Source organism: Roseimicrobium gellanilyticum, from assembly GCF_003315205.1.
In the GTDB taxonomy this organism is placed as follows: domain Bacteria; phylum Verrucomicrobiota; class Verrucomicrobiia; order Verrucomicrobiales; family Verrucomicrobiaceae; genus Roseimicrobium; species Roseimicrobium gellanilyticum.
The window spans coordinates 1-23821 of record NZ_QNRR01000020.1; the positions used below are offsets into that span (position 1 = coordinate 1).

The 23821-nt window shown below is 57.8% G+C and carries 18 protein-coding genes and 1 pseudogene; 9 read left to right on the forward strand and 10 right to left on the reverse strand.

What is annotated here, in order from left to right; all coding sequences use genetic code 11:
- A pseudogene (locus tag DES53_RS33360) lies at positions 1 to 285 on the forward strand (hypothetical protein); the annotation flags it as partial.
- A 93-nt stretch (positions 286 to 378) separates the two neighbouring features.
- Here DES53_RS33360 and DES53_RS30790 read toward each other — a convergent pair.
- Genes DES53_RS30790 through DES53_RS30800 form a run of 3 tightly spaced genes read right to left on the reverse strand, consistent with a single transcriptional unit; the run spans position 379 to position 5316 of the window.
- Positions 379 to 1806, reverse strand: a complete 1428-nt coding sequence (locus DES53_RS30790; RefSeq protein ID WP_113962186.1) for a DUF1501 domain-containing protein — start codon at positions 1804 to 1806, stop codon at positions 379 to 381.
- A gap of 13 nt (positions 1807 to 1819) precedes the next feature.
- Positions 1820 to 2695 carry an alpha/beta hydrolase gene (locus DES53_RS30795; protein ID WP_113962187.1) on the reverse strand — a complete coding sequence of 292 codons (876 nt, stop codon included), beginning with the start codon at positions 2693 to 2695 and terminating at the stop codon, positions 1820 to 1822.
- Positions 2696 to 2700: 5 nt separating this feature from the next.
- Positions 2701 to 5316, reverse strand: a complete 2616-nt coding sequence (locus DES53_RS30800; protein ID WP_113962188.1) for a PSD1 and planctomycete cytochrome C domain-containing protein — start codon at positions 5314 to 5316, stop codon at positions 2701 to 2703.
- A 127-nt stretch (positions 5317 to 5443) separates the two neighbouring features.
- Here DES53_RS30800 and DES53_RS30805 point away from each other — a divergent pair, with 127 nt between their 5' ends.
- Positions 5444 to 6103, forward strand: coding sequence for a response regulator transcription factor (locus DES53_RS30805; RefSeq protein ID WP_113962189.1), 660 nt, complete (start codon positions 5444 to 5446; stop codon positions 6101 to 6103).
- Positions 6100 to 7476 (forward strand): sensor histidine kinase, encoded by a 1377-nt coding sequence (locus DES53_RS30810; protein ID WP_113962190.1) that lies wholly within the window; start codon positions 6100 to 6102, stop codon positions 7474 to 7476. Before DES53_RS30805 ends, DES53_RS30810 begins: the two co-directional genes overlap by 4 nt.
- A gap of 378 nt (positions 7477 to 7854) precedes the next feature.
- On the opposite strand, the gene DES53_RS33365 is transcribed toward DES53_RS30810, so the two are convergent.
- On the reverse strand, positions 7855 to 8031 hold the full coding sequence (locus DES53_RS33365; protein ID WP_170157554.1) for a hypothetical protein: 177 nt from the start codon (positions 8029 to 8031) through the stop codon (positions 7855 to 7857).
- 320 nt (positions 8032 to 8351) lie between these two features.
- Between DES53_RS33365 and DES53_RS30815 the strand changes: the two genes are divergently transcribed.
- From DES53_RS30815 to DES53_RS30840, 6 genes are all read left to right on the forward strand, one after another.
- Positions 8352 to 8783, forward strand: coding sequence for an Hsp20/alpha crystallin family protein (locus tag DES53_RS30815; RefSeq protein WP_170157555.1), 432 nt, complete (start codon positions 8352 to 8354; stop codon positions 8781 to 8783).
- A 360-nt stretch (positions 8784 to 9143) separates the two neighbouring features.
- Complete coding sequence (locus DES53_RS30820) at positions 9144 to 9587, forward strand: Hsp20/alpha crystallin family protein (RefSeq protein WP_113962192.1); 444 nt, start codon at positions 9144 to 9146, stop codon at positions 9585 to 9587.
- A 54-nt stretch (positions 9588 to 9641) separates the two neighbouring features.
- Complete coding sequence (locus DES53_RS30825; RefSeq protein ID WP_113962193.1) at positions 9642 to 10598, forward strand: Hsp20/alpha crystallin family protein; 957 nt, start codon at positions 9642 to 9644, stop codon at positions 10596 to 10598.
- A gap of 215 nt (positions 10599 to 10813) precedes the next feature.
- Positions 10814 to 11503 carry a hypothetical protein gene (locus tag DES53_RS30830; protein WP_113962194.1) on the forward strand — a complete coding sequence of 230 codons (690 nt, stop codon included), beginning with the start codon at positions 10814 to 10816 and terminating at the stop codon, positions 11501 to 11503.
- A gap of 224 nt (positions 11504 to 11727) precedes the next feature.
- Positions 11728 to 13062: an amidase gene (locus DES53_RS30835; RefSeq protein WP_245958300.1), complete on the forward strand. Its 1335-nt coding sequence runs from the start codon at positions 11728 to 11730 to the stop codon at positions 13060 to 13062.
- Between the two features lie 514 nt (positions 13063 to 13576).
- Complete coding sequence (locus DES53_RS30840; protein WP_113962195.1) at positions 13577 to 14716, forward strand: sensor histidine kinase; 1140 nt, start codon at positions 13577 to 13579, stop codon at positions 14714 to 14716.
- Positions 14717 to 14789: 73 nt separating this feature from the next.
- On the opposite strand, the gene DES53_RS30845 is transcribed toward DES53_RS30840, so the two are convergent.
- From DES53_RS30845 to DES53_RS30870, 6 genes are read right to left on the reverse strand one after another with little or no spacing between them, the layout of a single operon-like run.
- Positions 14790 to 16031: a sialate O-acetylesterase gene (locus DES53_RS30845; RefSeq protein WP_113962196.1), complete on the reverse strand. Its 1242-nt coding sequence runs from the start codon at positions 16029 to 16031 to the stop codon at positions 14790 to 14792.
- Between the two features lie 6 nt (positions 16032 to 16037).
- Positions 16038 to 17570 (reverse strand): sulfatase family protein, encoded by a 1533-nt coding sequence (locus tag DES53_RS30850; protein WP_113962197.1) that lies wholly within the window; start codon positions 17568 to 17570, stop codon positions 16038 to 16040.
- Positions 17567 to 18670, reverse strand: a complete 1104-nt coding sequence (locus DES53_RS30855) for a cis-3-hydroxy-L-proline dehydratase (protein ID WP_113962198.1) — start codon at positions 18668 to 18670, stop codon at positions 17567 to 17569. The genes DES53_RS30850 and DES53_RS30855 overlap by 4 nt, the downstream gene beginning before the upstream one ends.
- Before the next feature lie 15 nt (positions 18671 to 18685).
- Complete coding sequence (locus DES53_RS30860; protein ID WP_211325750.1) at positions 18686 to 20128, reverse strand: DUF7133 domain-containing protein; 1443 nt, start codon at positions 20126 to 20128, stop codon at positions 18686 to 18688.
- Between the two features lie 32 nt (positions 20129 to 20160).
- Positions 20161 to 22383: a c-type cytochrome gene (locus DES53_RS30865; RefSeq protein WP_113962200.1), complete on the reverse strand. Its 2223-nt coding sequence runs from the start codon at positions 22381 to 22383 to the stop codon at positions 20161 to 20163.
- Positions 22380 to 23759 (reverse strand): SEL1-like repeat protein, encoded by a 1380-nt coding sequence (locus DES53_RS30870; RefSeq protein WP_113962201.1) that lies wholly within the window; start codon positions 23757 to 23759, stop codon positions 22380 to 22382. Before DES53_RS30870 ends, DES53_RS30865 begins: the two co-directional genes overlap by 4 nt.
- Positions 23760 to 23821 lie beyond the last annotated feature (62 nt).

The following is a 23821-nucleotide window of genomic DNA, read 5'->3' on the forward strand; positions in this document are numbered from 1 at the left end:
GTCATCGTGCAGACGCACCGTATCGGCGACCTGGCCGTCGCAGCGATGCCTTTCGAGGTGTTTGCTGAGATCGGCCTGGAGCTGAAGCAGCGCAGCCCGATCCGGCCTCTGATGAACATTTCCATCGCCAACGGCTCGCATGGCTACCTACCTACACCCGCTCAACACAAGCTCGGCGGCTACGAGACATGGATCGGCGTCAACAAGGTACAGATCGACGCCTCGGTGAAGATGGTGGACGCCTTGATCGAGATGCTCGGCGAACTACACAAAGAGAAGCCATAGTCCGCTCATGAAAGTCGCAACGAAGATCCGATGCAAAGCTGGGTTCGGCGATGGGCGACGTCTACGCTCATTGCCACAGAATCCATCTTTTTGTTAGAGCAGAATCTGTTTTACCACATTACCATGAACATCTGTCAGGCGAAAATCACGTCCGGCATAGCGATAGGTGAGGCGTTCGTGGTCAAGTCCGAGGAGATGAAGCATCGTGGCATGCAGATCGTGAACGTGGACCTTGTTCTCTACTGCCTCATAGCCCAGCTCATCAGTGGCCCCGTGACTGTATCCGCCTTTTACGCCGCCTCCAGCCATCCAGAGTGTGAACGCTTTGTGGTTGTGGTCACGTCCATCGCCTCCCTGGGCATGCGGGGTTCTGCCAAACTCGCCAGTGCAGACCACAAGGGTGTCCTTCAACAGTCCACGCTGCTTCAGGTCAGTAAGTAATCCCGCGATGGGTTGGTCCACGGCCGCGGCGTTTGCTTCGTGGCCGGTTGCCAAATTGAAGTGCTGGTCCCAGTTGCCCCCGGCAATTTCAACGAAGCGCACGCCTGCCTCGCTCAAGCGACGAGCAAGAAGGCATTTGCGGCCAAAATCATCCGGGCTGCTGTCGAACCTCGCACCTCCCCCACCGCCGCCGCCCCGGCGACCACTGCCACCCTCGCTGATGCCATACAGAGCTTTCGTAGTGGCACTCTCCCCCGACAGGTCCAGAACCCCGGGCATCTGCACCTGCATTTTGAAAGCAAGCTCGAAGGACTCGATGACGCCTTCGACTTCGGGATTCACGACGTCACGGGCGAGAGATTCACGGTTCATCGCCTGAATCAGATCGAGAGCACGGCGTTGGTCGCCCGCAGGCATCTTTGCAGCGAGATTACGCACTGTGGCATTGGCGATGGGTCGTTGGCCGGAGCCGATGCGGGTCGCCTGATGGATGGCTGGTAAGAACGCGCTGCCGTAGTTCTGAGCGCCGCCCACATCGCTGGGTGGTGAGATGGTCACGAAACCCGGGAGATTCTCATTCTGTGTGCCAAGACCGTACACCGCCCATGCACCGAGTGATGGCCGCACAAATTGCGTGGTGCCCGTGTGCATTTGTAAAAATGCCTGCGGATGCGCCGGAAAATCCGTCTGCATGGAACGGATGAGGCAGATGTCGTCGGCATGCTGGGCGACATAGGGAAAAAGCTCAGAGATCCACAGACCGCTCTGCCCATGTTGGGAGAAGTTCCATTTTGAACCAAGCAGCTTGGTCCCTGGGCGCATACCGGGTTGGCCGGTGGATGCGTTCAGCTTTGGCTTGTAGTCAAAAGTGTCGACGTGCGATGGGCCGCCGCGCAGGCTGATAAAGATCACACGTTTGGCCCGCCCAGGAAAATGAGTTGCCTTGGCGGTGAGAGGATTGCCAGCGGCGAGAGCCTCACGCTGAGCGATGCCCGCGAAGGCGAGCCAGCCAAAACCACATGATGCCGTCCTCAGCATGGCACGGCGTGAGAATCTTTGCGGCGCAAATTGGGTGTGCATGATTCCGGACGAGTCAGGGTTGAAATAGCAGGGGTGCGAAATGATACAGGTCATTCATCCATACCTTGGGTTCATGTCCTCCCGCATTGATTCGGAAAACATGCGGGATGTTCTTTTCGGTGAAGAATGCATCTGCCGCGACCATACCGGCACCCATCATAGAATCACGGTCGCCGACAGAGAGCCACAGGAGGCGGAGCTTTTCGTTGGGTTCCGTCCAGCGTCTCCCCGCTCCGGAGAAAGCACCGACCCAGGCGAATTTGTCGGAGTTTGCGGTGCCGGTGGAAAGGGCAGCGCCAGCTCCCATCGAAAGCCCTGCAAGTGCCCGGTTTTCTCTACCGGTAAGTGCCGGGAATTTGGATTCAACGTATGGTAGCAAATCATTCAGCAGCACCTCACCGAATGTCATGCTCGCACGCGCCTTTGCATCCCGGCTTTCGGCAGCTTGCTGGCGGCCTGCAACCGAGATGCTCGATGGCATCACGACGAGCATGGGAACAAGCCTCTTGTCGGCGTAAAGATTGTCGAGGATGGCATCAGCGTGGATGGCCTGTACCCAGTTGTTTTCATCCCCGCTCGCACCGTGAAGAAGGAAGAGCACCGGGTATTTTTTTCCGGGTGAGAACCCCGGCGGCGCGTAGATCGTCGCCCTGAAGGTGCCTCCCGCGGTCTTTGATTCATATTCAAATGGAATGACCTTCCCACGCGCAGCACCCGAGCGGGGTGTGTCAAATCCGGCCGGGGCCTCTGGCTGGTTGGGCTTCAAAACAGGGGTACTGCCACTCTGTTCGGGTCCGCCGCGTCGCATGCCTCGCGGGGACTGCGCGAAAGCTGAAAGCTGCAGGACACAAAGCAGAGCCGAAATGATGGTGATGGTTTTGTGGCGCATGGCGGTCAGTTGAGGAAACGGAATTCAGCGCTGGCAAAGAGGGCCAGGCAAAAGATGCTGAGCGCCTCGTCGGCGGAATTGCCGCTGCCACGCTCACGGTCCAGAAAGGTTCTCGCGGTTTGCATTTCCTTCATTGAAGGTTGGCGAGACAACGCAAGGGCGTAGGCCTGGATGATTCGCTGGTCAGTACTGGAGGTTGGTCCGGCGGTTATCCGCTTTGCGAACTTTTCGGCCTGCTCACGCACGAAGTCGTTGTTGAGCAGATAGAGCGCCTGCGCCGGTACATTGGTTTGTTCCCGCGCTCCCATGACGAGACTGGCGTCCGAGTAGTCAAAAACTGCGAGGGCATCGGGAAGGAGGTCACGGGCAATCGGCAGGTACACGCTGCGATAGTTGGCTGTAGCATTGACGAGCGTGTCCTCATTGATGCGGATGAAGCCGCCGGTACTTCCGATCGGGCCATCACCGGCTACGGCAACCTCGGAGCCGACAATCGGGGTAAGCTGAAGCTGGCCGCTTGCGGCGAGCATCGCATCGCGAATGCACTCGGCATCGAGCCGCTGTTTGTCTCGCCGCCAAAGCAGTTTGTTTTCCGGGTCGGCGGCGTAGCTCGCAGCATCATGCGTGGATGCAAGCTGATATGTCCGGCTTAGCACGACCTCGCGGATTGTGGCCTTGATGGACCATTGGTTCCTAACGAGCCTCACTGCGAGGTGATCGAGAAGCGCCTGATTTGCTGGCGGCGTCCCCTGTGTTCCCAGATTGTCCACACTCTCCACGAGACCGGCGCCTAGTAGCCAGTGCCAGATACGGTTTGCCATCACACGCGCCGTGAGGGCATGGCGGGGGCTTGCGATCCAATCGGCTAATTCCTTTCTTCCGCTGGTGTTTGGCGGGATGACCGGTGCTGATACGCTTGTAAGCGCTGCTGGGAATCCACGCGGCACCCGCTCACCCGGCTCGTTCATTTCTCCGCGAATGAAGAGCGGGCTATCGGCGATGGTCTCGAAACCGCTCGGAGGCCGGATGCCGGAACTGCCTTTGATCTCCACGACTTTTGTGGGACGCATTGCCTCTGTCTTACTGGTGCCCGCAGGCCGGTCCTGTACACCCATACAAAATGCTTTTGCGTGCCCCTGTTCGTCGAATGAGTTCAACCGGCTTTCAAGGTCCGCCATTTTGCCGAGCGCTATCTGCACCTGAATGAAGAACTGTGGACCGCTGCCTCCACCCATAGCACCGCCTTTGCCCCTGCGCGGCGCACCCGCCGAACCGGCTCCCGGACTGCTGCGCTGCGCCATCAGTCCGTCGTAACGAGCCTTCGCGTCATTGTATTCCTGCTGCAATTGAGCCCGCTCACTCAGTGTGACGCTTGGGATCACTGCTGGCATTCCCGCTTCTTTGGGTAGCGCGATCAGCCCGCGTTCCTGGTTGTTCTTTGGACCGCTTAAGGTTCCGTAACTTACTTCGGAGGACAGGAAGATACCAGCCATCGCATAATAGTCCCGCTGCGAGATCGGGTCGAATTTGTGATCGTGGCAACGGGCGCAAGCTACCGTGAGACCGAGGAAGGCCTGCGAGGTCGCATCTATCTGCTCGTCGGCAAGATCGAGCTCATACTGGCGCGGCGTGAGTTCCCCCAGCCCCTTAGGCCCGACGGCAAGAAAACCGGTAGCGATGAGCTGCTCGGCGCGTCCCCTCGCATCTTTTGCGGGAAGAAGGTCGCCTGCGATCTGCTCGCGTATGAACTGGTCGTAGGGCTTGTCCTTGTTGAATGCGGCGATGACGTAATCGCGGTAGCGCCATGCGTGCGGGAGGGAAACGTTCAGGTCTTTGCCTGTGGATTCCGCGTAGCGTGCGACATCGAGCCAGTGTCTACCCCAGCGCTCCCCGAACTGACGCGACTCAAGAAGAGAATCTACGAGTTCCGCCACGGCATTGGGCGACTTATTGGCGAGGAACTGCTTCGCCATTTCTGGGGAAGGCGGCAAGCCTGCCAGGTCGAAACATAAGCGCCGAAGCAACGTGAGTTTGTCGGCATCGCCCACGGGCCGCAGTCCCTTCGCTTCGAGGCCTGCGAGAACATAGCGGTCAACGTCTCCTCTTGGCCAGCTGGCATCCTCGACCAGTGGCACCGGCGGCGGCTGAAGCGGCTGGAACGACCACCATTTCTTGGCTTTGTCAGGACTCCACTCAGTCTGGGTGACGGCAACAGGCGCCTTACCGTCTCGCGGGTCGGGAGCTCCCATTTTTACCCATTGCTCAAAGTCAGCTATTACCGCATCCGGGAGCTTGCCCCCATCCTTTTGCGGCGGCATCGCGGTGTCTTTGTTGGTGTGACGAATTGCCTCGATGAGAAGGCTTTTGTTCAAATCGCCCGGCACCACTGCAGGTCCGTTGTCGCCGCCGCGCCTGGTGCCCTCCCGCGAGTCGAGCAAAAGCCCGCCACGAATTTTTGCCGAGGTCTCGGAGTGGCATTTGTAGCAGGACTCAATGAGTACGGGGCGAATCTTCGACTCGAAGAAGGCCGTCTGGTCAGAACGCAAGGTCGATTGTGCCACTGCATGATTGCCCGCTGTAAGCAGGGCTGCGAAAACAAGGAGTCGGTGGCGAGTTTTCATGGCTATGGCCCCTTTTTAGCCCAGCCAACCTTTTGAGGAGGTTATGCGACCAAAAAAATTCGCGCAGCGGCTGATTTAATGAAATCAAAAGGTGCCGTTCCAATTTCTTAGCAGTATCCTGGCAGACATGCGGCTGCTGATTGTTGAAGATGAACCTGATTTGCTGCGCAGGCTCGCCAAGATTTTGCGGGTGGAAGGCTACGCGGTCGATTCGGCAGCTGACGGCGCGGAAGGGCTGCAGAAGTCCATGGACAATGATTACGACGTGATCCTTCTGGATGCGATGCTACCGGGATTGGATGGCTGGGAAATGCTGGCGCGTCTCAGAAAAGTGAAAACGACACCTGTTCTGATGCTGACGGCGAGGGACGCCAGTGCCGACCGTGTCCGTGGTCTGGACAGCGGAGCGGATGATTACGTGATGAAGCCGTTCGACCTGCCTGAGTTGCTGGCACGCGTGCGGGCACTTATCAGGCGCGGCTCAGGTGCTGCCAGTGCACGGCTGGATTTGGGGGAGGTCATTTTGGACACTGCGCAGCGCAGTGTTTGGAAAAATGGGGAGGTCGTACCGCTCCTTCCAAGTGAGTACGCACTGCTTGAGTACCTCGCACTGCACCGCGGTGAGGTAGTATCCCGAACCGTTCTTTACGACCATCTTTTCGACGAGAACGAGTCGACACTTTCCAACCTGCTTGATGTGCGGGTCTCCAACCTTCGCCGTAAACTCGGACAGGAGTTTATTTTGACCAGGCGAGGCCATGGCTATGGCATCGGCATTGAACCATGAAGCGCCTTAGTTCGATACGTGTGCGACTGGTGGGCCTGATCGGCCTGCTGCTTTTTGTCGTGCTGGGGGGCTTTGGCTACATGGCGTGGCACCGCGAGAGTGTAGCGCGGATTGCCGCAGTGGACCGCGCACTTGAGGAGAGGTTCAACATCCTCATTTCGGGCTTCAGGCCAGAAGCCGGACAAAGAGTGGATGAAGTAAGCGAACCTCGGCTTTCGCCGCGTGCGCGTGAATTGTTCGCCAATGGTAGTGGTGAGGATTTTTACTACGTGGTGTGGCGCAAGGACGGCAGCATTCAGGCACGGTCGCAAAACGCCCCAGAGATCTCGCTCCCCGCTCAAACATCAAATCCAAAGGAAATTCGCGAGCGTGGCGTATTCCGTGAGCTCGTCCATTTTACGCCGACGGGTCGCTGCTTCGTTGTAGGTCGCAATCTTCACAAGGACCTTGATGCAATGCAGGCGGATGCCGGTTCGCTTGCGGTTGCGGGGACAGCGATTTTGCTGATTGGATTGGCGCTGGCCTGGTGGATTGCCTCAAGTGTGACAGGGCCACTCCAAGAAGTAAGCCGCACCGCCAAACAAATTGCCGCAGGTGACCTTTCCCAGCGCATCAACAAATCAGGGCCGGATGACGAACTTGGTGAGCTTGTGAAAGTCCTCAATGAAACCTTCAGCCGTCTTGAGGCTGCTTTTTCCAGGCAAAAGCAGTTTACCGCGGATGCCTCTCACGAGCTTCGCACTCCGGTGTCGCTCATCTTGGCGCACGCTCAAGGGGCGCTTCTTCGGGAGCAAACCCCTGCCGACTACAGGGAGGCACTAACTGACTGCGTTCTTGCCGCGCAACGAATGAAAGCGCTGATTGAATCCTTGCTCGATCTCGCCCGTTTTGATGCCGACGTCGAGGAGATGCGCCTGGAGCCATGTGACCTTGCGGTGCTGACTCGTGAATGTACGGAGCAGCTTCGGTTACTTGCCGACAGTAAAACCCTGCGACTGAATCTAGATCTTCAGGCAGCTCCTTGCCATGGGGATTCGGTTCGCCTGAAGCAGGTCATCAGCAATCTGGTCGTGAACGCCATTCATTTCACACCAGCTGAAGGAGGGATCACATTGACGACTTCCGGAGAACAGACCGCCCGCTTTTCAATCATCGATACAGGCCCTGGGATCGATGCAGCGCAGCTACCACTGATCTTCGAGCGCTTCCGAAGGTCCGATGCATCCCGCACCCGTGCAACGGGTGGAACAGGCCTGGGACTTGCCATCTGCAAAGCAATCGTTGAAGCCCATGGAGGGACCATCGCGGTTGACAGCGAATTACGGCAGGGAACCAAGTTCATCGTGGACGTTCCTCTGCGAGCAAACGCCTGAACAATCATCAACTCTCAACTTTGCATTCGCGTCCCCGGAAGATCGGCCTGTCAGATGTAGACACCCCCCTCGTGCATTTTGCGCGCACTCAGCGTCTTCCAGATTTTTATCGTGCGCGGAATCAACCATCAATTCAAGGCGCTCAGGCGGAGCAGCCATGGCCATGATATTTCTGTTCAGAGACACCCCCCCGCTGAAACCCCTACGGTTAGGGCATCCAACGACAAGGAACCTAGCAGAAACAGCTGCCCCAAGAGGGCATACAATCCTCGCCTCAAATGATTATGATGTGGAGGCATGCATGTCTCGCCCGGCCCCGTCGAATGATACCGCACGCTGTGCGGGGCCTCTCTGAGGCTCCGCGCGCTCTACCGTCGTTTAGTAACCGCCGTATACCTCGCGGTCATCATAGAAGACTTCGAATTGTTCGGAGGTGTTGGGATGCGAATTCCTCTGTTCGGATTCACCTGCCACACGCACGGTCTGTCGAGCTTCAGAGTTGGGCTCGCCAACGAACCGCTGCGGCAAGCTATTGGGGTAGTTTGCTGTGCTCATAGCCTGAAAAAAACGCTCCATAAAACCGGCTTCTTAGAATCCGAAAGCGGGGAATTCCTGGCGGGAAATCATGACACAGGGCCTTGGGAAAAATTTGCAAAACTGAGACATTTTTGCACTTCGAGCACTCCAAAGGCTCGACAGTAGATTCCTGATTATGAGCGTCTTAAACCACGCCCAATCTGGTACAGATTTTGTTGTGCGGAAAAATGGCGCTCCTCCTGGAGTCCAGCTGACTAGTCGTATTGCGCGGACGGCTGTCAGCTTCCCCCACCCGCGCCTACTCTACCTAACTCAACGTTCAAGCTATGAATGCTGTTATGCGATGGAATCCAATTCGCGAGATTGAAAGTCTTCAGAATCGAGTCTTCAACGCACTGGCACCCAGTACCTCCAACGGAACCTCCGAAAGCGAAGGCCAGCCCTGGGCGCCCCTGGTCGACATCGTGGAGGACGCATCGGAATACATCATCACCACGGAACTACCGCAGGTGCCCAAAGAGGATGTGAAGATAACCTTGGAAAACGGGCGGCTGACGGTCAGCGGAGAACGCAAACCGAGCGAGGAAAAGAAGGGCCGCAAAATCCACAGGCTCGAAAGGCCTTACGGAGCGTTCTTCCGGACATTCGCCCTCCCCAATGATGCCGAGCCCACCAAGGTGAACGCTGTCTTTAGAGAGGGTGTGCTGCAAATCACCGTGCCAAAGCATGAGAAGGCCCTTCCTCGCCAGATCGAAGTGAAGGTCGACTGAAGCACAAGGGTCGACTGAAGCACAAGCCGAGCGCCGCTTCCGGCTCGCTACGCAATGGAAGCAGCGACACGCACATGGAGACAAGAATCCCATCTGGCAGTCAACATGTCCTACCTCTTCCGACTCATGCCTCCACCGATATTGGGCACCCTGGTGCTGACACTCACCATTCTTCTTTGCCCTGTCCTCGTCGCCATGGTCGTACTGACCTCGCTGTTACGTGACACTTCGAAAATCGCTCGGACAAAACACGCACCTCGAGGCGCGGCCTCACGAGTGGGGCCACGGGAAACTCGATACGAGACACTTCAACCGAACCATCCCATCCGAATCTAACCGCACAAAGAAAGGAACCACGTCATGAAACACAATCGCACAACGGGCAACACTTCGCTCGCCCCCCATGCTCGTCGCAGCAACTGGAGCAGCAATCCCTGGATCATTCCGGCGATGCTGCCAGCTGACCTGGATTGGAGCGGAAGCGGCAATCATACCGCAACGGGTCCAGAAAACCTGGGAGCCGACATCCACGAGGATGCCGATCACTACTACGTCTGTATGGAGGTGCCCGGCATCAAAAGGCAGGATCTCGCCATTGAACTCAAAGACCGCATGTTGACGGTCTCTGGCCAGCGCTTCTGGAAACGAGGCGAAGGAGAAGCCGGGCAACCGTTCAGCCGGACCGTCGCCCTCCCTACAAGCATTGTGTGGGAGAAGATCACAGCGCGTCTCGAAGACGGCATGCTCACCATCACGCTCCCGAAAGCCGAGCATATCAAGCCCCGCATCATCCCACTGACCTAATCTGAAACCATGAACAACCCTTAAGCCTTTGATTGAAGAGAGGAGACAAAAACTATGAACTCAAAAACTTCATCCATATACCGCCGCCACGTCGCGGCCAGAACTCTAGCCTTGGTTCTTGCCTTCGCCCTCACAACGGTATCAGCATTCGGTGCAGAAAGCTCAAAAGAAGGACCCGGCGGCATTGCCGAACATCTTAAAAAATGGCAGGAAAAAATATCGGACACCTTCCGGGACGCCGTCAAAGGTCTGGACAAAGCGGGCACCCAGAACAAACCGGCAGGTTCCGTCTCTGCGGATTTCCGGGAACAAAACGACAGCTACATGCTCCGCCTGGACCTTCCGCACCGAACCCTCGACAAGGTCGAGGTCAACCTGACAGGAGAAACGCTCCGCGTCACAGCCCCAGAAGAGGGAGGAACGCAGCGCTACGAGCAAACAATCACCCTCAAAGATGTATCGGCCAATGCGATTCCCGTGGTAGAACGGAAACAAGGGCAGAACATGCTTGTGGTGACTATCCCCAAAACCCCAGTCAAGGCGGAATTGTCTGCCGCATCATCCAAGGGCTTACTAACACCTCCCTTGTACTTAGCGCGTGATACGGAGATCATGCAGCGGATGGAGCAGATGCGCCGAGACATGGACCGCGCTTTCGAGGATTCCTTCAATGCCTTCAAATTTATCCCCACTTACAAGGACATCTTCGACGAGTACCGCTTCGGATCCACCTACAATGTGGAAGACAAGGGCGACAGTTACGAGGTTCGCATCTTCCTTCCCGACCGAGGCATGGAAAACGTGATTGCCACGGTTGAAGGCCAGACACTACAAATCGAGGCGAGGAGCGAGAGCAGCCCTGCCGGCCAACAGTCCAATGATGGAGGAGTTCACAGAGCTGCGTACACCCAGCGCATTACGCTGCCCGGGCCGGTAGACCGCGCGAAGATGAAGGTGGAGAAGAAAGAGCGAATGATGGTGGTGATGCTGCCCAAGGCAACCACCCATTAAGACTAGTCTGTGCGTCATGAGCGGGTGCTGCCTTCCGTGGGTGAAGGGCAGCACCCTCATTCCAGAAATCGCCAAATGGAGGCGAACTCATCCATACATCTCCCATGATGTGTAATCATAGGGCTCACTAAAACTCCGATTTTATGACTTGCGGTTCGAATCATCTTTCGTCTGTCGGCTTATCTCCTACTGAATTGGCAAACCTTGCTGCCCACTTGGTTGCTTCCAACATTCTTGCACCTCCTCCGCATCTCGTCGCAGGAGACCGTCGTGAAAGTGATTTTAAAAGAATCATCGATGAAACCTTGGCATTTATTGCCCTCTGTGCAGACGCGCTTCACTCGAGAAACGAGTGTGTCCGCCAAGCACCAGAGAGGCAGGCAATCGCCGCCAGTGCCGAAAAAATCAAGACCAAGGCTTACGAGGCATCCCACAATATGCCGGAACCAACAAGATCCGCCCTGGCCGGCATCGGTGAAGACCGCAATTGGGAGAGCCTGTCAAATGACGCCAGGTCTGCAGCACGGAAAAAACTGGCCCGGGCACCCATCGGGGAATTCCTACAGGAAGCCAATGTCAGTCAGATGTTGCCTACCGAGAAAGAGCTCGGAAGCATCGGCGAGAAGCGCTCATGGGCCTCGATTCCGCAGGACGAACGATCCAACTCGATCTTTCGCATCCTCACGAACCACATGGTGGAGCTTGGAAGCGACCAGATTCCCGCCTTGAGCGATGCCACCATCACCGAGTACGGTGCAGAAGGAGTGCCGGTGGAAATCGCAGAAACCATTCTCTGGCATCTGAAAGTGTCCAACGACGACCGGCAAGGAGCCCTAAACCTTGAAGCCGCGCAGCTGAGGACCTCCTGGGAAGAAGCCTCCATACAAAGTGACGGACGACGCTGAGTGCCGTTCGCGATCTCCAATTTCGAGGATATCGCATACGGCTCTGGAGAATGGCGTGGATGTTTTCTGTGTGCTGTTTGTTCATCTCAAGGTAGGAGCCTCGGATTCCAATGCCGTAGCGAATTCATAGGCGGAGCGCATTTGTACGGCATCTTTAGTGTCATCACTGAGGATTCTCAACGGGAGCCGGCATCGGAGAACGAACGCCGGAGCAGTTTCGGAAAATGCAGGTCAGGAATGGTCAGGAACTTATGCTCAGCAATTTTCGCCAACGTAAGCCGACTTTTGTTTTAGCTTTTGTCGTGGGCCTCCTAAGTGCCTGCACTTCACCGTCCAGGCACCATTGGGGTGATCGAGCCTTCATCCGATACTGGGATCCTCCCGTCGGGGCGGAGGGCAAGACGCGGGTAGCGGTCAAGGACATCATCGATCTGCGTGGCGAAGTAACCACGGTGGGCTCGGAATACTTTTCAAAATGGGGGCACCCGGCGAAGCAGGACGCCGATTGCCTGAAATACCTGCGGCAGAAAAACGTTTGTCTTGTGGGCAAAACCAACCTCAACGAATTGGCCCTCGGGACTTCCGGAGTGAATGAATACTTTGGCACTCCCAAAAACAGTTTGGACCAAGGGATTGGCCTGATGCCCGGAGGCTCTTCTAGCGGCTGCGCCGTCGCGGTGGCTGACAACCGGGCAGACATTGCAATCGGGACCGACACGGCTGGATCGATTCGAACGCCCGCGGCCTGTTGCGGGGTATGTGGACTTAAAACAACTTTCGGCCTCGTTTCGCTGAAGGGCGTGTATCCGCTTTCGCCGAAGCACCTCGACACCGTCGGGCCCATGGCCAAGGACATTCCACGCTTGGTCGAAGGCATGGAGCTTCTGAAGCCCGGATTTTCCAGCGAGTATGAGAAGGCGGTCGCGACGACGCCGGAGCGTCCTCGCATTGTGGTCGGCCGCTTACGTATACCTGGTACCGATCCCGCCATCGACCGGGCCGTGGATGACGCGCTAGAGGCTGCGGACTTCGCAGTGGTGCCTTTGAACCCCGACTTCACGGCGGCATGGCTTGAGGCCGAAAGGCACGGACGAATCCTCGCCATGGCAGATGGATATGCGTCCAACAAACACCTCCTTTCAGAGAAAGGCATTACTCCTACAACGAAGGCCGCCATCCTACTGGGTAGGCTGGAGCGTGGAAGTAAGATTTATCAAGAGACGTTGAAACGCCGCCCAGCTTGGCAGGCAATGCTCGATCGGACTTTTCAAAAGGTTGACTTCATCGCACTTCCGACCTTGAAGCAGCAACCTTACAAGATACCGTGGATTGGTCGCCACGCACTTTTTGAGGCCAAGGCATTGACGCTCCAGAACACGACCGCGGTCAACTACTCCGGCAATCCCGCGCTCGCTGTTCCCGTTCCCCTCAAGGAAGAGCGGATGCCGGTAACGAGTTTGCAGTTGATTGGTCCTCTGCGAAGTGAAGCTTCTCTTCTGAACGCGGGACGTATCGTTGTTGAAGGCGCAGCAGCCAAGGCAACTTTTAGTTCGAGGTGACTGAGTGAACAAGGCATGCAGCAAACGAGGCAATCCCCCCCCACTTGAGAGGCCGCTCGCAAGTTTGGATCGCCATCCGAGTCCCGCGGCAGTATGGTGTCGTTCTTGGAGCCGCAAGGTACGAAGCTTGCAGACGCTTCTACGGGGTATAATGGACATCATAAGGAAGCCTGCGACATCGGAGCATCAAAGGCGGTATGTCAAAAGCGTTCGATCACATCATTTGGTGGGCCAGTGCAACCTTTACCTTTTCATTCGGGAGTTCAGCGTGTCCAGTCGGCTCTAAAAAAGACATAAATTCCTCATATTAAACGCTTAAAATGGTCAGAGGACAGGCAATGAGCGATCCATCTAAAACGACGGAAGGCGTGGCGGAATCAGCGAAGGTTCTGTTCGCGCGTTTACCGTCCAAGTGAATTAGGGCCGGACGTTGGGTCACAATCGATAGCAACTAGCGTGAATAGTTGGAACTGAACACACAACCCACGTGGCCGACAGCCGGATCCTACACCCCATGTTTAAACCTCACTATACCGAATTCGGCGACCTCCTAGCGAAGAACTCGGACCGCGTGGTGGAAATGTGGATGGAAAAGGTCAAAGCCGATCCGCGCCTGACTGCGGCGGACGCCCTTTCGGATCCACAGTTGAAGGACCATGTTCCCAAATTACTCGATTCACTGATCCAGTCACTTCGATATGGCTCGACAGGAAATGGTGACGAGGCGAAGCTGAATGCAAACAAGCATGGGGAACAGCGGTGGCAGCAACATTACCGCTTAAGAGAACTGCTTTTGGAAATGTTCTGGCTTCGCGCGGTCTTGTTTCGAGAAGCACGTGAGTTTGCATCCGCTCAAGAAAATCAGCTTTTGATTTATGCCGAGGCATGCGAGGCGATAGACAAGTTTCTCAACGAAGTCGAATCACACTCTGTTGTGCAATACGTTGAGTCAAACAAAGCGGCCCTGCACAAGGCGAACGAGGAGACGCTCCGGATTATTCGCATCGTATCACACGAGCTGCGCAACATGCTCAATTCCGTAGGTCTTGCTTCCGGATTACTAGATGTGGGCGATCAGGATTCTATCGAGCACATGCAACGCAGCTTGAGTCTGAATACTGCGCACATGACTGCGATTCTTGACGATCTGCTTGACCTATCGAACATCCTTTCCGGATCGACCGCAATCAAATCTACACCCTTCGACCTTTCCAGTCTGCTGCAGTTTCTGAGCGTATCCTTTGCACGCATGGCTGAGAGCAAAGGTCTTGTTTTCACAATGACGGTAGACCCGTTACTCGGTACAATCTGTAGCGATGAACTCAAAATTCGCCAGATCATCGAAAACCTGGTGAATAATGCCGTCAAATATACATTCACAGGACACGTTGTACTGAGATGCGATGCGTTGGGAGATCATGGAATGGCAATTATTGTCGAGGATACTGGGGTTGGCATCGCAGCGGCGGACCGCGAACTTGTCTTCTCAGAGCATTACCGGGTGAAGCAAGAGTCCCCGCTTCGGGGTTCTGGGCTGGGGCTGTGGATTGTCGCGAGATTGGTTGACCTGCTGCATGGCTCCATTGAACTGCGATCGGAAGCGGACAAAGGGAGCGTGTTCAAAGTCGTTCTGCCAGGTTCGGACGCCTCCTAGTTAGCTGTTAGCAGTCCATTGAGACAAATTCCGCCCCCCTCTTCATACTTGCGCTCGAGATTCGCGCGGCGATCTACAGTGCTGACTTCTCGTTCGCCAGCAGAGCCTCGGCGAAGGCACGACCCATCAATGCAAATGTCTTGGCGCATCCGAGGTAATGATATCCCGCGTTTGATGCTCCACGATTCCAAAGGGCCACTTCGGCTTCAGAAATGAGTTCCCCTTCGAAGTTTTTCATGTATTGGCGTTTCTGCTCCTCGGTCATTGTCCCGTCGGCGTTGGAGTAATCTTTGTGCTTTGAGTCCAGCAGGCCTCGCATCTGACGGACTTTGGCATGCTTCTTATCAATCGCGTCGAGTTCCTCAGACCAGAAAGGTGCGGTTTCCACGGCAAAAACGTTACCTTTGAACTCCGGAAGTGATGCCGGTGCTGCCATCGCCTTGCGAAACTCCACCGTATCCATCTCTGCCTTCACGCCTCCCACGCCCATCACACCGATGACGAACGGCATGGTCGGAGCATCAAGGTCACGGCGCACATCCCGGATAAAGTGCTTTAGGAGATTGCTATAGAGATCGAAGCGACCAGGTTTGCCGCGAGCCGGATAGGTGTGTCCATCAACCATGTCATTCCAGCCTTGCAGCCAGACAAAACCTGCAATTTCGTAGCCTTGAGCCGGATCATACGCCGGGCAGGCCCGCTTGGGGTCAGCCAGCACTTTCTTCACGTGGTCCACCATCAACCGGTAATAGTGCCCGGTATCGCGGCTTTTTTCGGCGAGCCACAAGTTCATGTCCTTGGGAACGCCATGTCCAGGCGGGCCATAGTACAGTTTTTTCTGGTAGTCATTGAGCTCGTACACACCCGCCCTCGGCGGACGAAAATCTGTATGCAGGCTCTTTCCTCCCCAGGCCGTCTTAATGATCAAAACCGGCTCCGTGTGCGCCGCGTCCATCGTGAGCCCGAAGGTGAACTCCGGCCCGATTTTCCCGCCGTCCTCCTGTGGATTTCTCCTTGAACCGTAGCCAGCCATGAGTTTGCCTACACCTTCGCCGTTGTTCTGGCCCACACCCGTGAGATACGAAATCCACGTTCCTTCACAAACCGCCGGTTTCCCATCCGGGCCCCGCATCATCTTCAGCAGCGGCGCGGTTGCTGGATCATCGCCGATGTAATCAAAGGTCTCGACTTTGGCGTGCCCCTCCATATTTGACTGCCCAGCGAGGATGTACACTTTCAGCGGCTTCTTTTCCAACGCGACAGCCTCAACGCAAATGAGCGCGGAAAGCGCCATGATGATGAATGTTGGTTTCATGGGTGGCTATGGCTTTGGTGCGCTCCGTCCGCTGGACTTGGACAGTTCGAGCACCGCTTTGAGTTCCCTGGCAATGTCCGGTCGAGTGTCGAAGAGATTGTTCGTTTCGCCGGGATCTGCGGCGAGATTGTACAGTGCAGCAGGCGCATGGTCGGGCCTGTAGTAGGGCTTGAGCTCAGGGGAGGCGTCGTATCGATTTCCGCCCGATCCGTTGTGATCCATCAGCTTCCAATCGCCGCGTCTGATGGAAAGCGTGCGCGCCCCGCCACCGGCTTGCTGAATCAGAAAGGGGCGGATTTGGCCTTCTGCTGTCCCCAACCATGCAGGCAGCATGTTGAAACTGTCTTCCGCGGCCAGGTTCGGAAGGTCGGCGCCGACTACGGAGGCAACGGTCGCCATCACATCGGTGAGACCGGTAAGCTGCGAGCTCGTCGTACCAGGCTTCACCTTACCGGGCCAGCGGACGATCAAGGGAACACGATGACCACCCTCCCAAGCGTCGCGCTTCATGCCGCGCCAGGGTCGCGCGCCATCATGACCGTGGTCAGAGCGCATTTGGACCACGCTAGTGACTTCCGGGCCATTGTCGCTGGTTAAAATGACTACAGTATTCTCCGCAATCCGAAGTCTTTCGAGAGTGGCAAGCAACTCTCCCACAATCCAATCGAGTTCATGGATGAAGTCGCCATGCGGTCCTGCCTTGGTTGCGCCTTTGAACTGCGGAGCAGGAAACGAAGGAAGATGCACGGCTTGCGTGGAATGGAAGAGAAAGAATGGCTTGCCGGGTGACTGGCTGACGTGCTTCTCAAGGAACTCGCGGCTCCTCTTCAAGAAGACAAGGTCCACTTCCTCCATCGGGAAATCTGGAGCGATCAGGCCCGGGCGGCAGTCGTTGGCGTAGGCATGCTTCGGCAAAGACCCTTTGTCGACGAGCCTCGTCGGTGGCACGGGCACCCGGTCATTTTCGATGAAGGCATAGAGCCAATCTGTGGTGGGACAGCAAGCTGTGCCGAAAAAGAAATCGAACCCGTGATCCACGGGCCCTCCCTGGATGCGGCGCGAGAAGTCCACGCGTCTCACTGCATCGAGACCGCCGGCGTTCACCGGATGTCCCTCGTTATCAAAGAAGGTGAGGCCGACGTGCCACTTGCCTATGCAAGCTGTGCTGTAGCCTTTGGAGCGCAACATGCCGGGCAGCGTGAGCCTTCCCGTGGCAATGAGCGACGGTCCGCCGACACCGGTGAAAACCGTGCCTCCATTTGGCACACGAAACGCCATCTGCCCCGTCATCAAGCTGTATCGAGTGGGCGTGCATACCGTGGCCGGACTGTGCGCGTCCGTGAATCGCATCCCTTCGCTCGCAAGCCGATCGATGTGAGGCGTGGCCACCTTCGACTGGTCGTTGTAGCAGCGGAGGTCACCGTAACCGAGGTCGTCCGCCAGAATCAGGAGAACGTTGGGAGCGGCCACGGGACCAGCGCCATAAGCCGGTACTCGCGATGCAAATACGAGAAGCACCATCAAGAATCTCGCTCTCATGGCAAGGAGAGGACCGGCGGGCCGAAGACGTCCGTTTTTGGCGTGATGCCGAGACCTGGCTTCGTGCTCGCGCCCATGTGGCCGTGGAGGCGCTGCGGAGCGCCCTCGGCTGTGCTCACGGTGACATAGCTGTTGAAGTCCGTGGTGGTGAACAGGAACTCCGCAGGTGTGCTTTGCGCCAGGTGCGCGATGGCGGCTGTGGCGATGTCACCACCCCATGAGTCCTCCAGCGTCATGGCGATGCCCATGCTGACACAGAGGTCGCGAGCCTGTTTGGTTTTCGTGAGTCCGCCAAGTTTGCTGATCTTCAAGTTCACCACGTCCATCGCAAGGTCTGCCTTTGCGCGCAACAGGATGCCGAGATCGTCGATGTTTTCGTCGAGCACGAATGGATGTGGAATCTGCCTTCGCACTGCAAGGCACTCTTCGTAGGTGAGACACGGCTGCTCAATGTAGACGTCCACGTCCTTCACCGCCTTGGCGACACGGATGGCCTCATGTTGGACCCAGCCGGTATTCGCATCCGCCACGAGACGGTCCCCGGTTTGGAGCTTCGCGGCAACGGCGCGAATGCGCTCGATGTCCACGTCCGGATCACCTCCGACTTTGAGCTGGAACCGACGGTAGCCTTCCGCCCGGTAGCCGGCCACTTTCGCCGCCATCTCATCCGGCGATTCCTGTGAAATGGCACGGTAAAGCTGCACCTTGTCGCCGTAGCGTCCGCCAAGCAGCTCGCATACAGGCAGTCCAGACGCCTGGCCCAGGATGTCCCAGCACGCGATGTCCACTCCGCTCTTCACATAGAGATGCCCCTTGAGAGCGGCGTCCATGTGGCGGTTCAGCTTTACGAGCTGACGCGGGTCTTCGCCAATGAGGTGTGGACCGAGTTCACGCAAGCCTGTCCGGACTCCTTCTGCATATGCTGGCAGATAAAACGGCCCGAGAGGGCATACTTCGCCATGACCCACAAGGCCGACGTCCGTCTCAATGCGCACGACCGTGCTGTCAAACACAGTCACGGACTTGCCGCCACTCCACTTGTAGGAGCCCTCACGCAGCGGTAGTTCAACACGGTAGGCAAGAACGCGGGAAATTTTCATGGATACATCAATACATCAAGGCTTTGGAATCTCGTTCAGCGTGTAGTAGGCGCGGTCGTGCAAAAGCAACTCACCATCGCTGGATTTGAATTCGGGCAGGAGGAATTCATGCACGTGGCCCTGCATGAGCCCCCTCACGCGGAGGCGCACACTCCGGCCGTCGGGCGCAACTTCCGCCGAGGCCACCACCGGGCGCGTCTGGTCGACCTCAGGGCTTCCATAGCCCTGGTGGTAGATGTGCGTATAGGTCTGCAGCGCGTAGCTCTCAGGACGCGCAGCCTGCAGGGGATCAACCGGGCGCGTGAAGCGCACAGTGAAGCCGTCAGGCTGCGCCCGGATTTCGAGAATCTCAAATGGCGTCCTGCCAGTCCAGTCAATCCGTTGAAGCAGGTTATCTTTCATGCCGCGTACGGGCCAGCCGCGGTTGGTGCCGCCACTGATGAGCTTGCCATCTGTCGTGAAATGCACCGCCAGGATGCCGGTGCCCAGGCCTTCGCGGAAGGGATAACAGGCTCCCTGCCACACGCCGTTCACCTTCTCAGTCGTAGCCCGCATCACCATGCTGAGCGTGTAGTCGCCGAGGAATATCTGGTTGTCGAAAGGGCCGAACTTTCCACCCGCACGACACACTTCGAATGCGGAAATCGAACGCCCCATTTTTTTGTAGGGAAAGACCACCGCGTATGGCACAAGTTCCGGCACCCGCTTCCGTTCGGTCTCCATGCGCGAGGGAGAATTGGGCATGACTGGCACCGGGCCCATCTCCGGGGCGAAGGCATACCAGTTGAAGCTGACCGGGTGCCCCATGAATCCCCCGGGCTTGAGGTGCTTGAGCGAGCACGAGCCGTTCCACGGTCCCTGGCTTTCGACGTAAAACATTTCGCCGTGCTCATTCTCGCCGACTCCGAGGGGACTGCGCAGGCCGCTGCAGATCGGAACGGTCTTCCCGTCTGGCGAAATCTTCAGCGCCCAGCCCCGGAACAGGGCTTTTGAGTGATAGGACTCCGAGAGACCCAGTGCGACATAGAGATTGCCTGCAGCATCGAATTTCGAGCCTAGCGCATATTCGTGGTAATGACCGAAACCCCAGGCGTCGCTCACGGTGTCGTAGCGATCGGCGCGACCGTCTCCATTGGTGTCGGAGATGCGCGAGATCTCGGTGGCGTGTGTGGCAAAGAACGCACCGTCGCGCCAGGCAAGTCCGAGCACTTCATCGAGCCCGCTGGCAAAGGTGGTCACCTGCGGACGCGGTTTCTCCTCGGAGATCCCGCTGAAAAGCAGGATCTCACCGCGACGCGTGCCAACCGCAAGCCGGCCATCGGGCAGCGAGACAAAGCTCCCGGCCTCCAGATACACTCCGTCGGGCATGGGCACGTTTACAATCCGGTAGAAGGCCTCTTCACGCTCCGCAGTGCCCCAGGTATCCCCGAAACTCTCCGCTGCGCGGACGCGGAGCATGAACAGGCAAAGCAGGAACAAGACACGCACGATCATGGCTTGGACGTGAGGTGGTATTCGATTTTCAGCTCCTCACCGTGAACGGGAAGGATGAGTTCCTTCGCGTCTCCGGCTGCCCGCAAAAGCGGCTCGGCAGGAAGGCGGACGAGTAACTTTGTGCCGACGGCAAAGAGGTTCCCGGCATGCGGCTCGATTGTCTTCTCGCGGGCCACGCGAAAGTGCAAATCGGAGGGCCGTGCACTCGGGAATCTCAGCGTGCGCTCCAAGAATACGCGACCAGCATCGTCGCGGCGCTCGTGGAAGAAGTCCTCCACGATGAAGCCTTCCATCGCATAGCGCAGCGTTGGCCTCTGCTGCGCATCCAGTGAGTAGCCTTTGAAAACCAACGGCGATGGTCTGGGCGAGGTGTCGGGTTCAGGCCACGCAGTCGCGGGCGTGGGCAGCACGGCGAACGCGGGACCCGGTGGGAATTGGACGGGGTCTTTCCCGAGCAACCGTGCCTGCCCCGACCCCTGCCCCCGCCAAAGCCCGGACGCTTCGATGAAACCGCCACTCCAGAGGGAAGCCAGCCGCATCTGAGACGAGTCGAAGGCGAGATTGATGCCTCCAGGATAACCGACGCCTAGTCCCCGCTTGCCAATGCCTGGAAATGCCCGGCGCACGATGACCGCTTCATCGCGGACCTCAATGACGAGGGCTGCAAGCACGAGCCCTTCAGGTTCGCGCGCCTCGGGACCTTGCGCGAGGTACTGCCAAATGGCATCACGCTGGCGCCGGGGATCTCCGCCGAGAACGTCTGGCAACGGAGATTTTCCATCCGGCCAGTAACTAGGCATGACGGTGAGCGCGGCGAAGCGCTGAGGATGCGCGAGGAAATGGTGAAACCAGTTTTCTTCCAGGCGCTCTGCGAGGGTCGTGAGTTCTGGGCCGCGAATCGCCGCGCTGCGGCCTCGGAAGCTATGGCAGGCGATGCAGTTCAGCCCTTTCACGCCCACAAGATCGCGCCCGATGTTTTGCGGCCTTGCCGAATTCGGAACGCGCTCCACAGGCGCGGGCGGCAGGGTGTCCAGCTGCTTCATCCACGTGACAAGCGGCTCAGTGTTGACTGCACCAAATTTCGGCATGCGCGTATGCAGCGACGGCCGGGCACTCGCGCCGTTGCACACGACCTGGCGCAACCACTCTTCCTTCAACTTTGCGCCCACTCCGGTGAGGGGCGGCGGCATCCGGCCCTGCTCACCAAGGCTTTCCTCGCTCCCCGTGAAATAGACGTTCCGCTCCCTGGTCACGCCACCCAGGTCATCGCGTTGATGGCAGGCGATGCAATTCAACCGCGTGATCGTGACTCGCACCTGCTCAGCGGGGGTCCATGCTTTATGCTCTTCGGCCAGCGCGCTCCGGAGCGATGCGCGCTGCACGTCACTGAGGGCGTAGAGTGGCCACTTACCAGGCTTCGTAGAGAGACAACCAGCGTCCGGCCGCAAACTTTCGAGTGCGGGGAGTTCCGGTGTTGTAGCAGTCTCGCCAGTGCGATGGCAGGCGTGACAGTGGTGCTCGGCAAACAGCACGCGACCGCGGGCCGCAAGCTTGGCGTCGGGCTGGAAGTCCGCTGCCGGTGCTGCCTGCTCCCGCAACAGGTAGCTCGCCAGATCCATGGCTTCATCGTCCTCAAGGTGGCAATCTGGCATCCGCCCGCCGGGCCGTACGGCCAGCGGATCCTTCAGAAACGTGGCGAGACTCGCGAGCGTGTATTTGTCCGCCAGCGGCCCAAGAGGCACGGAGCCGTCGAGGGCTTTTTCTGGGGAATGACAGGCCACGCACCCCACTGAGTGGTAGAGTTTGCGTCCCCGCTCGATGGCGTCGCTTGCAGGTATCGTCGAGGGGGCGGGTTTGCCAAGCGTGGCGAGGTAATGCGCCAGCGCCTTCGCCACTTCGTCGCGATTCGCAGCAGACAGGTGTCCGAGCGCGTCCGGCATCGTCGTGCCGGGCTTCACGCCCGAAGGATCTGCGATGAATTTCTGCAGATGCATGCCTTGCACCCGACCACCGACTTCCGACAAGTCAGGTCCTGACTTTGGCGCAAATGCGGCCTGCTTGCTCTTGTGGCAGGCAACGCACCCCAATTCGCTGATGAGCACGGCACCTCTGAGTTTCTCATCATGAGTCCGCTCGAGCCCTCCGATGACCGGCGGAGGCGCAGCGGCTGCGCAGGTGGCCAGCGTGGAGCCGATGACGATGGCCGCGAAAGACTTCATGGTGGTGAGATCACGAACGCCGGACGCGAGAGCACACCTTTCGCCTGGGCTCCGTAATAATCGGAACGCCAGAAGTTCTTCAAGTCCTCCGCAGTGATGAGTTGCAAGCCTGGAGTGGCAACAGCGGGATTGCAGAGGATGTAGAGGTCCTCCGCGGCTATGTAGCCACAAACACTGAGGGTGTGACCCGCGAATCCCCCGGGGTATTGGGGGCCGATGTATTTGAAATCGACGACCACCGGTCTGCCGGCATCAAGCTCACCTTTCAGGAGTTTGGTTGATTCGGCGAACCCTGAATCATCCGGAGTGAACGTGACGAGTTTCCAGCTCTGCCCAATCTTCTTCGATGCCTCCAGCAGGTGCCACCAATCTGTGCCGGTGCCGAGGGGAGACGGGCACAGCTTTTTGAACTCCCAACCGCCAATCTCACTGCCCTGAAAGCGCGCGAAGGTGGCACAGGCGGTGGCACCGCAGTTGTTGTAGCCCTGATGGATGTGAGGCATCGGCACGAAGGTAAACTCGCCCGGTACGGATTTGCGCCGCCGGTACTCGACAAGCTTCAAAAGATCGGCTCCCTGCTGCGCGGCAGCATTGTCAGACGGCTGGGCCGGATGGCCGGTCGGGCCGGTGGGAAGGCGTTTGGAGGCCTCTGTCCAACTCACCCTGGCCGCATCCAGTTCTCCGGCCTGAAACTGCATTTCACCCAACAGGACGAGTCCTGAGGGATTCTTCAGTTCCGCTGCCCGCTCCGCGAGAAGCCGCGCCTGCACAAGGTCCCGAGCGACGCCTTCGCCGGAGAAATAGGCCATCGCAGCGCTCGCCGCCGCCCTTCCGTGCCCGCGCTGGGCTGCCTTTTTCCACCACTCCAGTGCCCGAGGGATGTCCTGCTCCGTGCCCTGCGCGCCAAAGTAGCACTGGCCAAGATTGAAGGCAGCTTGCGCGGACTGGGGAGCGGACGCCTTGAAATAGCCAAAGGCAATTTCAGGACTGCGCTTTACCACGCTGCCACGAAGGTAGGCAAAGCCGACGAAATCCATCGCATCCGGATGGCCGCTGTCTGCTGCGCGATGTGCCCACCTCATGGCCTCCGCCTCATCTTTGGGGACTCCCCTGCCATCTCGGAGGCGATGGACCAACTCGAATTGAGCTTGTGGCTCGCCACTTTCAGCGCGGCTGCGGAGTGCTTCCCATTCCGGATGATCCTCGGCCGCTGGTAAAAGGGAACCACTCATGAGTATCATGCCGTATAGAGGAGTCAGGACAACACACCTCGTCATGTTCCAGGCGGTAGTCAGAGGGAAAAAGAAGCACATGGCGATAGTCACAATGGCGGAGGTCCATGCCTGAGTCTTGAACGAGATGGCCAATGAACGCATCAAAAGCTGCACAATGGCACACCCGCAAGAAAGCCGGGTGAGGATCTCCCACGTAATGTCTC